General features: G+C 56.7%; 13 protein-coding genes. 7 read left to right on the top strand and 6 right to left on the bottom strand.

Translation table 11 applies throughout. The features are described from left to right. The first annotated feature begins 10 nt into the window (after positions 1-10). From ACMHXE_RS01725 to ACMHXE_RS01710, 4 genes are read left to right on the top strand one after another with little or no spacing between them, the layout of a single operon-like run. Positions 11-1,201 (top strand): beta-ketoacyl-[acyl-carrier-protein] synthase family protein, encoded by a 1,191-nt coding sequence (locus tag ACMHXE_RS01725; RefSeq protein ID WP_226565267.1) that lies wholly within the window; start codon positions 11-13, stop codon positions 1,199-1,201. Further along, positions 1,198-1,689 (top strand): hotdog family protein, encoded by a 492-nt coding sequence (locus ACMHXE_RS01720; RefSeq protein ID WP_101059649.1) that lies wholly within the window; start codon positions 1,198-1,200, stop codon positions 1,687-1,689. The genes ACMHXE_RS01725 and ACMHXE_RS01720 overlap by 4 nt, the downstream gene beginning before the upstream one ends. Next, complete coding sequence (locus ACMHXE_RS01715; protein ID WP_101055303.1) at positions 1,686-2,411, top strand: 3-ketoacyl-ACP reductase FabG2; 726 nt, start codon at positions 1,686-1,688, stop codon at positions 2,409-2,411. Before ACMHXE_RS01720 ends, ACMHXE_RS01715 begins: the two co-directional genes overlap by 4 nt. Beyond that, positions 2,408-3,640 carry a beta-ketoacyl-ACP synthase gene (locus ACMHXE_RS01710; RefSeq protein WP_219017869.1) on the top strand — a complete coding sequence of 411 codons (1,233 nt, stop codon included), beginning with the start codon at positions 2,408-2,410 and terminating at the stop codon, positions 3,638-3,640. The genes ACMHXE_RS01715 and ACMHXE_RS01710 overlap by 4 nt, the downstream gene beginning before the upstream one ends. An 80-nt stretch (positions 3,641-3,720) precedes the next feature. Here the strand turns inward: ACMHXE_RS01710 and ACMHXE_RS01705 are convergent, their stop codons facing one another. Then, positions 3,721-4,044, bottom strand: a complete 324-nt coding sequence (locus ACMHXE_RS01705) for a hypothetical protein (RefSeq protein ID WP_413731190.1) — start codon at positions 4,042-4,044, stop codon at positions 3,721-3,723. Between the two features lie 157 nt (positions 4,045-4,201). On the opposite strand from ACMHXE_RS01705, the gene ACMHXE_RS01700 reads away from it, so the two are divergent. Then, positions 4,202-4,522 carry a rhodanese-like domain-containing protein gene (locus ACMHXE_RS01700; RefSeq protein ID WP_413731188.1) on the top strand — a complete coding sequence of 107 codons (321 nt, stop codon included), beginning with the start codon at positions 4,202-4,204 and terminating at the stop codon, positions 4,520-4,522. Positions 4,523-4,765: 243 nt separating this feature from the next. Here the strand turns inward: ACMHXE_RS01700 and ACMHXE_RS01695 are convergent, their stop codons facing one another. From ACMHXE_RS01695 to ACMHXE_RS01675, 5 genes are all read right to left on the bottom strand, one after another. After that, the gene (locus tag ACMHXE_RS01695) at positions 4,766-5,359 is read right to left on the bottom strand and encodes an FMN-dependent NADH-azoreductase (RefSeq protein WP_025010143.1); all 594 of its coding nucleotides are present in this window, start codon (positions 5,357-5,359) and stop codon (positions 4,766-4,768) included. 210 nt (positions 5,360-5,569) lie between these two features. Then, on the bottom strand, positions 5,570-6,040 hold the full coding sequence (locus ACMHXE_RS01690) for a thioesterase domain-containing protein (protein WP_101059708.1): 471 nt from the start codon (positions 6,038-6,040) through the stop codon (positions 5,570-5,572). A gap of 1 nt (position 6,041) precedes the next feature. Beyond that, complete coding sequence (gene dtd, locus ACMHXE_RS01685) at positions 6,042-6,479, bottom strand: D-aminoacyl-tRNA deacylase (protein WP_028780049.1); 438 nt, start codon at positions 6,477-6,479, stop codon at positions 6,042-6,044. Next, positions 6,476-7,468, bottom strand: a complete 993-nt coding sequence (locus tag ACMHXE_RS01680; protein WP_413731187.1) for an alpha/beta fold hydrolase — start codon at positions 7,466-7,468, stop codon at positions 6,476-6,478. The genes dtd and ACMHXE_RS01680 overlap by 4 nt, the downstream gene beginning before the upstream one ends. Then, entirely contained in the window at positions 7,419-8,306 is an 888-nt protein-coding gene (locus tag ACMHXE_RS01675; protein WP_373455447.1) for a virulence factor BrkB family protein, read from the bottom strand. Before ACMHXE_RS01675 ends, ACMHXE_RS01680 begins: the two co-directional genes overlap by 50 nt. Before the next feature lie 182 nt (positions 8,307-8,488). Between ACMHXE_RS01675 and ACMHXE_RS01670 the strand changes: the two genes are divergently transcribed. Both ACMHXE_RS01670 and ACMHXE_RS01665 read left to right on the top strand, forming a co-directional pair. Beyond that, entirely contained in the window at positions 8,489-8,707 is a 219-nt protein-coding gene (locus ACMHXE_RS01670) for a hypothetical protein (RefSeq protein WP_028780047.1), read from the top strand. Between the two features lie 20 nt (positions 8,708-8,727). Continuing rightward, the gene (locus ACMHXE_RS01665; RefSeq protein ID WP_039034687.1) at positions 8,728-9,378 is read left to right on the top strand and encodes a DUF2959 domain-containing protein; all 651 of its coding nucleotides are present in this window, start codon (positions 8,728-8,730) and stop codon (positions 9,376-9,378) included. Positions 9,379-9,504: the final 126 nt, after the last annotated feature.

The raw sequence follows: 9,504 nt of genomic DNA, 5'->3' as shown, positions 1-9,504 counted from the left end.
AAACAGAGATATGACAACTACAGCCATAAATCATGCGGGTTTTTGTACCCCTCTCGGCAACCGGGCCGACGAGGTGCTTAACGCCTTGCTCGCCGGTGACAGCCGCGGCATGGTCAGCCGCGACAACCTGTTGTTTGAACGGCCGGCCATAGTCGGGGTAGTGAACACCGAGTTACCTGCCATTCCCGCCGAGTTTGCCGACTATGACTGTCGTAACAACGCCCTGTTGCTGTGCGCCGCGCTGCAAATTACCCCGGCGGTGGAAGCCGCCAAGGCCAAATATGGCAAGGAGCGCATCGCGGTTGTCATAGGCACCAGCACCTCAGGGATCTCCAAGGGCGAAGAGGCACTGGAGTACCGCAATCGCCACGGCCATTTCCCCTCGGATTACCACTATTTTCAGCAGGAGCTGGGGGGCACCAGTCGCTTCCTGCAAGCCTGGTTCAAGCTGAGCGGCCCCTGTTACACACTGTCGACGGCCTGCTCCTCCAGCGCCAAGGTGTTTGCCGCCGGTAAACGGCTGTTGCATGCCGGACTGTGCGACATGGTGATAGTCGGCGGGGTCGACAGCCTGTGCCAATTGACCCTAAACGGCTTCGATGCACTGGAGTCTGTCTCCAAGGGGCACTGCAATCCATTCAGCGCCAACCGCGACGGCATCAACATAGGTGAAGGCGCGGCGCTGTTTACCCTGGAGAGAGGAAACGGCCAGGTGCTGCTGTCCGGTGTCGGCGAGTCGGCCGATGCCCACCATATCTCGGCGCCCCATCCCGAGGGCAACGGTGCGATTGCCGCCATGAAGATGGCACTCAAGCAAGCTGGGCTGACGCCTGATGACATCGACTATGTCAATCTACACGGCACTGCCACCCCCAAGAATGACGCCATGGAAAGCCGCGCCATGCACTCGGTATTTGCCGAAGCACTGCCGCCTTGCAGTTCCACCAAGCCCTTGACCGGCCACGCACTGGGCGCCGCCGGGGCATTGGAAGCGGTATTCTGCTGGCTGCTGTTGTCGCCCCTCAACCCTGATGGACAACTGCCGCCGCATCTGTGGGACGGTGAGCAGGATGGCAAGGATCCCGCACTGCCGCTGGTCAAACAGGGCAGCCGCCACTCACTGCATCACCTGATGAGTAACTCCTTCGCCTTTGGCGGCAGCAATGCCAGCCTGATCTTCAGCCGTGGAGCCCCTGAATGACCCAGACTTTAGCCGAGCGTGATATCGCCGATTTTCTGCCCCACAGGGCGCCCATGATATTGATAGACGCCGTGGTCGAGCACAGCCAAGACAGGCTGCTGACCAAGGTGAAGATTAGTGAGCAGAGCCCCTATTTCGATGACGCCCGGGCTCTGGTGCCCAATTATGTCGGCATAGAATATATGGCCCAGAGCATAGCGGCACTGGCCGGAGTGGAAGCCGAGGCCCGCGGTGATATTATCCGGGTCGGTTTTTTGCTGGGCAGCCGTAAGCTCAGCATGCACACCCCGGGATTCCTGCCCGGACGCGAATACCTGACCCAGGTGCAGCGCCTCTATCAGGAAGACACGGGACTGGCAGTGTTCGACTGCCGCATCTTTGATGGCGACACAGAGATCGCCAGCGCCAATGTAAACGTTTTTCAGCCCCAGGACACCCAGGCCTATATTGCCGGTAGTCTGGAGGCTATGCAGGGAGATTCCGCATGACACAGAGAGTTTTGGTCACAGGTTCCAGCCGCGGCATAGGCAAGGCTATCGCCCTGCGCCTGGCGCAATCCGGCTTTGATATCGCCCTGCACTTTCATGCCAATCGAGCGGCCGCCGAGGCCAGCGCCGCCGAAATCCAAGCCTTGGGCGTCAAGGTCAGCCTGCTGCAGTTTGATGTTGCCGAGCGCCAGACCTGCCGCCAAGTCATTGAGGCCGACATCGAAGCCAACGGTGCCTATCACGGCCTGGTTCTCAATGCCGGTATCGCCCGCGATACGGCTTTCCCGGCGATGACAGAGGCCGAATGGGACTGTGTCATCCACACCAATCTCGATGGTTTCTACAATGTGATCCATCCGGCACTGATGCCGATGATCCAACGGCGCAAGGGCGGCCGCATCATTACGCTGTCTTCAGTTTCCGGTTTGGCCGGTAACCGTGGCCAGGTGAACTACAGCGCCTCCAAGGCCGGTATCATAGGCGCCACCAAGGCGCTGGCACTGGAGCTGGCCAAACGTAAGATCACGGTCAACTGCATCGCTCCCGGGATTATCGAAACCGAAATGGTCGATGCCTTCAGCCCCGAACTGGTACAGCAACTGGTGCCGTTGCGGCGCATGGGCCAGCCAGAAGAGATAGCGGCCCTGGCCAACTTCCTGATGTCTGACGAAGCCGGTTATATCACCCGCCAGGTGATCTCGGTCAACGGAGGCATGCTATGAGCCGCAGGGTGGTGATTACCGGCATGGGCGGCATTTCCGCCCTGGGCCAGGATTGGGACAGTGTCAAGGCCAGGCTGCAAGCAGGCCAAAATGCCGTGGTTCGCATGGATGAATGGGACAGGTTTGATGGCCTGCACACCCGTCTGGCGGCGCCGGTCAGCGACTTCAGCACTCCGGCACACTATTCGCGCAAGAAGATCCGCTCCATGGGCCGGGTGTCTCTGATGGCCACCCGCGCCAGTGAAATGGCGCTGGAGGATGCCGGCCTGTTGCATGATCCTCTGATAGCCTCAGGCGCCATGGGCATAGCCTACGGCTCTTCCACCGGCAGTACAGATCCCATCACCGCCTTTGGCGACATGCTCAAACACGGCGATATGAGCGGCGTTACCGCCACCAGCTATATCCGCATGATGGCCCATACCACGGCGGTCAATGTCGGGGTATTTTTCGGCCTCAAGGGGCGGGTATTAACCACCAGCAGCGCCTGTACGTCCGGCAGCCAGGGCATAGGTTATGCCTATGAAGCCATCAAGTATGGCCAGCAGGATTTGATGCTGGCGGGTGGCGGCGAAGAACTCTGCCCCACAGAAGCGGTCGTGTTCGACACCCTGTTTGCCACCAGTACCCGCAACGACACTCCTGAGTTGACCCCCAGGCCTTTCGATCGCGACCGGGACGGCCTGGTGATAGGCGAAGGCGCCTGCACCCTGGTGCTCGAAGAGCTGGAGCATGCCAAGGCCAGAGGTGCGCGTATCTACGCCGAGGTGCTGGGTTTTGGTACCAACTCAGACGGCCTGCATGTGACGCAACCGAACGCCGACACCATGGAAAAGGCGATTCGGCTGGCACTCAAAGATGCCAAGATAGCGCCGCAGCAGATAGGCTATGTCAACGCCCACGGTACGGCCACCGACCGCGGTGATGCCGCCGAGAGCCGGGCTACTGCCGCAGTATTTGGCGAGCAGATGCCGATTTCATCACTGAAGAGCTATACCGGCCATACCCTGGGCGCTTGCGGCGCACTGGAAGCCTGGTGGAGCATTATGATGATGCGTGACGGCTGGTTTGCCCCCACAATCAACCTGGAGAATGTTGCCGAGGATTGCGCCGAACTGGATTATATTCGCGCCGCTGGCCGGGCACTGGATACCGACCTGGTGATGAGCAATAACTTTGCCTTTGGCGGCATCAATACTTCGCTGATCTTCCGCCGCTGGCAGGACTGAGCTTAGCCCCAGGAAGCACTAGAAACCAGAGGAAGCCCAAGAAAGCTTTAGCGGGATAAATCGGCACTGCTGGCCTCTTTTCAGGCCGCCTTGTCGTCGCGGCAGCGCCCCATGATATCCAGGATCTGTGTAGTCGAAGCCACCAAGGCTTCGACGCAGTGGTCGTCCAGTTTGCCGGCGGCCAATTGGCTGAGCACCGGGCTGTCGGACATGGGATATTCATAGCCCACTATGGCCTGGCCCCGGTGAATGCTGTTGATAAAGGTTTTTAGCAGCCCGGTCGACTCGTGATACAGGGCGCAGGCGATACGATCCACCCAAGGGTAGCTGAGCTGTAGATGTTCGTGAATGCGCTCCAGGCGCTCAGAAGCGTTGCGGCCCTGCAACCAGAGGGATGGTGGCATATTCTTGTCCATACACTATTTTCAAATCATTTCCTTTTCCAAAGGATAGAACAAAAAACAGCCCTGACGAGAAAACGACCAGCATTCAGGCCATTGCATTTTTAACTTCATAAGATTAATCTTATTAAAAAATTTCTAATTGATAGAGAGTCTGAAAATGCAAACCAATGTCACGCCACAAGATGGCCGCCTGAACCCAGAGCAATGCCATGAGATGATCGCCAAGGGAGTTCGGGTACTGGATGTCCGCTCGGCCGTCGAATACGCCGAAGGGCACCTGCCACAGGCGGTGAATGTGCCGCTGGATACCCTGGATACCTGGCTCAAGCAACAACCGAATAAGCAGGAACCCTTTGTGCTCTATTGCGGCGCCGGCATGCGCGCCCAGAAGGGCTGCGAAATTCTGCGGGCCAACGGCTTTGATTGCGTGCTCAACGGCGGCGCCTTCAAGGAGCTGGTCTGCTGCCAACCTGAGTAACCACAATGACAAGCAAGCCCGGGCGATTTCAGATAAGCCAACATCGCGGCCAAGCCTCTGCGCGGGTGCGTTATCGCGAACAGTGGCCCGCCGAAGGGGTTAATGCCGCTTGTCCCCTTTGCAGCAAAGCGCTCGAGCCGGACAAGCCGTCACAAAAAAGCCCCGGGGAGCCACCTCCGGGGCAGTAGAACCAAATCAGTCAAGCAACTGGCGTTCAGATTGATGGTGGAAGAGATGTTTGCCTCAGGCAGAGATGGCCGCCAGCGAAGATTTGGCTGCTGAAATACCTTTGGCGTTGGCGTCCGGGCCCATGTTCAGCGCTTCACCGTAGACGGTTTCCACTTCGGTAATTCCAATAAAGCCCAGCACGGTTTTCAGATAAGGCACCACATGGTCTGTGGTCGAGTCTTTATGGACCCCACCTCGGGTAGTGATCACTACCGCGCGCTTACCAGTGATAAGACCCACAGGGCCATTTTCTGTGTAACTGAAACTCACACCGGCGCGGGCAATCAGGTCAATCCAGTTTTTCAACTGGGTCGGAATACCAAAGTTATACATGGGCGCAGCTATTACTAGTGTGTCGTGATCTTTCAGTTCCTGGATCAGCTCATCAGACAAGGCCAACGCCTGTTGCTGGCGCTCGCTCAGCTGTTCGCCGCCGCGCAGGCCGGTGGCAATTTCACCATCCAGTACCGGCAGAGGCTCGGCCGCCAGATCCCTGACCGTGATGCTGGAACCCTGCTCCTGCCAATGCTTGATCAGATGGTCGACCAAGAGACCGGACTGAGAGTAACCACCCAGGATGCTGGATTTCAAAACTAATACTTTGCTCATGATACTGCTCCGCTTCGATTCAGGAATTTGTTTGAGTCAGAGCTTTTGCTCCAATCTATGCTGAGCAGTTTACTGATGGATAAAATAGAAAAAAAGCGGAGAAAATTTGATATTAAATTCGATTTTTTAGAAAGGAAAGGCTGTTATCCAGGGCTTATCACCCAAGGCTTACAAGGTTAAAACCGAACCTGTAAGCCTAGGTAATCCCAGCTAGGGCAGGGTCACCTCTTGCTTGGGCTGACTGACGTAAACCCCCAAGAAAGAAGCGCAGCAAAGGCCGTGACTCCAGAGTTCCACCTCCAGCCTGACTTTGCCCCTGCGCCCTTCACTCAAAGGCGTCAGTGACACGCCCGGCCAGCTGACTCTGGCCTCGATCAACTCGCCGGGATTGGCAGTCACCGGCGCCCGATAACGGATCTCGGCCTGGGCCAGCACTATATCACCACTCACTCCGGCCCGCTGCTGTTGCAGCCAGAGCATGCCCCAGCCACACAGAGTGCACAGGGTATAGATACTGCCGGCAAACATGGTCTGATGCAGATTGATATTGGGCGGTAGCGGTGCACCGACACGAAATTCTGTGCCATCAAAAGCCAGTGGCCGGATCCCCATAAAGGCACTGACGGGGATGGTGCAATGCCAGGTGTTTTCCAGTTGCTTAAGCAGTGATGGCTCAGACATATCAAACACTCAGATTAAAGGTCACTGGCCCGTCGTTCAGCAGTTCCACCTGCATATCGGCAGCGAAGCGGCCGGTTTCTGTGGTCACCCCCTTGCTGCGGCAAAATGCCACAAAGGCTTCATAGAGCTCTTCGGCCTGAGCCGGACTGGCACCACCCGAGAAACTGGGACGCAGACCGCGGCTGGTATCGGCCGCCAGGGTAAATTGCGACACCACCAACAACTGCCCGCCGACCTGAGTCAGATTGAGGTTCATCTTGCCGTTGTCATCGCTGAACACCCGGTAATTCATCACCTTGGTGGCCAACTTTTCCATCGCCGCCATATCATCCTGGCGTTCAACGCCCAGCAACACCAACAAACCTTTATCTATGGCGCCGGTCACTTCATCGGCAACTGTTACCTTGGCACGGCTGACTCTCTGTATCAGGGCGATCAATCCTGACTCCTTAATTCTGTTTCACAAGAGGCCGCAGTGTCGCCCATAGCACACAGGGCTGCAACCACGGCGTGACGCATTTTATCATCCACCAGCGAGTGATGACCTCCGGCCACCAGCTGCAACTCGACCGGGCGGCTCTGGCGCGCAAGCTGAGCCTGCAGCAAGTGAGTTGGACAGACCCAGTCATTTTCCCCCTGCAGCAAGCAGGTCTGTTTCGGCCAGTTATTGAGCCCTGCGTCAAATAGACTCATGGCTTCGAAATAGTGATGGCGGGCATAGTGAAGTTCGATTCTGGCCATATTGCTGTCCCTAGGCGCCCTTGGCGGTGGCAACAGCACCCCGGGTAAAGACAGATGTTGCTCCCAGCGCAGCCAACTGCGGACATAATCCTGGGCATTGAGGCAAGTAAATCCCTTGGCATAGCTTTCCAGCAGCGCCGCAGTGCTGCGCTCACTCCTGGATAGCCAGCGGGAAAAACCATGATAGTCCACCGGGAAACGGCTGGCGGCGCCAGCAGCACCATAGAGCCAATCGCGGCCCTCGGCAGAGGGGATAAAGCTGCCCCAATATGTCTGGGCTATGACTCGCTCAGGGAATAAACCGCCGTACACCAGCCCCAAGGTTGCCCCGAATGAGCCCCCTGCCAGACACCAGCGCGGCAACCGCAGCGCCTCCCTGACCGACTCGAGATCATCGAGCAGGCCCTGGAAGTGATTCTGCGCCAGGCCTTTCTCGGAGCGCGATAAGCCGGCGCCCCTCTGATCCAGAAACAACAAGCGAAAGCGGCGCAGATCAAACAGCGCCAACTCTTCAAGGTTGCAACCGGCGCCGGGCCCGCCGTGCAGATACAGCAGCGGGATGCCTTCCGGGTTGCCGAATTGCGCCAGATACAGGCGGTGGCCGTCACCCACCTCCAGCCAGTCGCGGGCAAACGGATTATGCCGATCCGGGTTCATCATCCAGCGACTCCAATGGTTCTTCACCATCGAGGAATTCCGGCAATGAAGCGGTGATCTCGGCTCCCATCAGGACTATCATCCAGGACAGATAGACCCAGACAAACAGTATCGGAATCGTCGCCAGGGCGCCGTAAATCGCCTCGTAGCTGGGGAAGTGAGTCACATACAGGGCAAAGCCTTTCTTGCCCGCCTCAAACAGCAAGGCAGCCACTATGGCTCCGAGCAGGGCATGCAGCAGCTTCACCTTTTGATTGGGCACCACAGTGTAAAGCAGCAGGAAGGCCGCGACAGAAAACAGAAACGGCAGACGCGCGACAAAGAAGGTACCTACACCATAAGTATCGGCTTCGTTGAATATTTTCAGCGATACTAAGTAGGAAGTAGCCGCCAGGCTGGCCCCCATCAGTACGGGTCCCAGCGTCAGGATCATCCAGTACATGGAAAAAGACACGACAGTCTGGCGTTTTTCTTTGGTGCGCCAGATATAGTTCAGCGCCTTGTCGATGGCGGAGATCAGCAAAATGGCCACCACCACCAGGGCGCCGATACCGACGGCCGTGCCCTTGGAGGCGTTGCCGACAAACTCGTTGATATAGACCTGAACCGTATCGCCTGCGGCCGGCAGAAAGTTTTGATAAATAAAGTTTTCTATCAGTTGCCGCACCCCCTTGAAGACAGGGAAAGCCGACAGCATAGACATGGTAACGGCCACCATGGGCACCAGCGACAATAGGGTCACATAGGCCAGATGACCGGCTCGGATATTGATTTGATCGTCCTGCAATCTCTGTTTCAAGTGCAGCAGGAAGTGCCAGCAGCCTTTCATAAACAAACTGAAATTGCGGGTATCTATCTTGTTGCTCACGGTTTTCTCTTGATCCTCTGGGTCTAGTGTCGCTATCTTCGTACAATAATGCCCGGATTACAAAGTGTGATGCTGCCACTGCAGCAGGGCAAAGGAAGCCGGGAATGACGCCAGCGCTATGCATAGGCATGCGCCGAGGCCCGTCGTTCAGCGCTTCTTCCACAATTTAAAGGAGAGAGTTAATGTCACAACAAGGATCGGCGGGCAATGTGATTGCCGCGCTGGCAAGCGTATTTTTCCCGGGTTTGGGGCAGTTGGTTCAGGGGCGGATCCTGGCCGCACTGATCTTCTTTTTGGTAACAGTCACAGGTTACGCCCTCTGGTGGTTGGTAGTTCCTGCTATCATAGGTGCCATCGCCCATCTCTGGTGCATCATAGATGCCGCCAAATACAAAGCATAAACAGAGAAAAGAGAAAACTTATGAACAAGATCCTCACCACCGCCCTGGTCAGCCTGGGATTGCTGCTGGGTGGTTGCCAAAGTGCCTATTACGGTGCCATGGAAAAGGTTGGCTATCACAAACGTGACATCATGGTCGACCGGGTCAAAGACGCCAAAGAATCGCAACAGGAAGCGCAGGAGCAGTTCAGTTCGGCACTGGAAGAGATGCAGGCGCTGCTGAACCATGACGGCGGCGATCTGGAAAAGGCTTACAACAAGGCCAAAGACGAGTATGAGTCGGCCCAGGAAGCCGCCGATGATGTCAGCAACCGTATCAACAAGGTGGAAGATGTGGCCGAAGCCCTGTTCGATGAGTGGCAAGGGGAAATCGGTGAGATCAGCAAGGCCAGCCTGCGCAGTAAGAGCCAGGCCAAGCTGAAAGAAACCCGCCGCTCCTACGAGCAACTGATCCGCAGCATGCGCCGTGCCGAGAGCAAGATGCCTCCCATCCTGACCTCAATGAAAGACAACATGCTCTACCTCAAGCACAACCTCAACGCCCAGACCATAGGGGCAATCAAGGGTGAGTTTGCCAGTCTGCAGAGCGATATATCCGGCCTTATCAAAGAGATGAATAAATCCATCGATGAGTCCAACCGCTTTATCGCAGCAATGGAGTCGGGTAACTGACCGCCAAACCATAGAGATAGCCCCGCACCGCGGGCAATGTAGATCAGATAAGGATCGGTTGACCGATCCTTCTGATGAGAGACAATCGGAAACCTGTTTGTAGGTTTCCGATTTTTTATGTCTATT

Origin of the sequence: Shewanella sp. BJSY2023SW007, assembly GCF_047314525.1 — a bacterium.
Taxonomy (GTDB): Bacteria; Pseudomonadota; Gammaproteobacteria; order Enterobacterales; family Shewanellaceae; genus Shewanella; species Shewanella chilikensis.
Note: the sequence above shows the minus strand (reverse complement) of the source record. Positions and strands in the feature narration are given on the sequence as shown.

Excerpts from the sequence above, each read along its gene's own strand:
- ACMHXE_RS01710 (WP_219017869.1), top strand. The coding sequence starts at position 2,408 with ATGAGCCGCAGGGTGGTGATTACCGGCATGGGCGGCATTTCCGCCCTG.
- ACMHXE_RS01715 (WP_101055303.1), top strand. The coding sequence starts at position 1,686 with ATGACACAGAGAGTTTTGGTCACAGGTTCCAGCCGCGGCATAGGCAAG.
- ACMHXE_RS01665 (WP_039034687.1), top strand. The coding sequence starts at position 8,728 with ATGAACAAGATCCTCACCACCGCCCTGGTCAGCCTGGGATTGCTGCTG.
- ACMHXE_RS01670 (WP_028780047.1), top strand. The coding sequence starts at position 8,489 with ATGTCACAACAAGGATCGGCGGGCAATGTGATTGCCGCGCTGGCAAGC.
- ACMHXE_RS01720 (WP_101059649.1), top strand. The coding sequence starts at position 1,198 with ATGACCCAGACTTTAGCCGAGCGTGATATCGCCGATTTTCTGCCCCAC.
- ACMHXE_RS01700 (WP_413731188.1), top strand. The coding sequence starts at position 4,202 with ATGCAAACCAATGTCACGCCACAAGATGGCCGCCTGAACCCAGAGCAA.
- ACMHXE_RS01680 (WP_413731187.1), bottom strand. The coding sequence starts at position 7,468 with ATGGTGAAGAACCATTGGAGTCGCTGGATGATGAACCCGGATCGGCAT.
- ACMHXE_RS01705 (WP_413731190.1), bottom strand. The coding sequence starts at position 4,044 with ATGCCACCATCCCTCTGGTTGCAGGGCCGCAACGCTTCTGAGCGCCTG.
- ACMHXE_RS01690 (WP_101059708.1), bottom strand. The coding sequence starts at position 6,040 with ATGTCTGAGCCATCACTGCTTAAGCAACTGGAAAACACCTGGCATTGC.
- ACMHXE_RS01695 (WP_025010143.1), bottom strand. The coding sequence starts at position 5,359 with ATGAGCAAAGTATTAGTTTTGAAATCCAGCATCCTGGGTGGTTACTCT.
- ACMHXE_RS01725 (WP_226565267.1), top strand. The coding sequence starts at position 11 with ATGACAACTACAGCCATAAATCATGCGGGTTTTTGTACCCCTCTCGGC.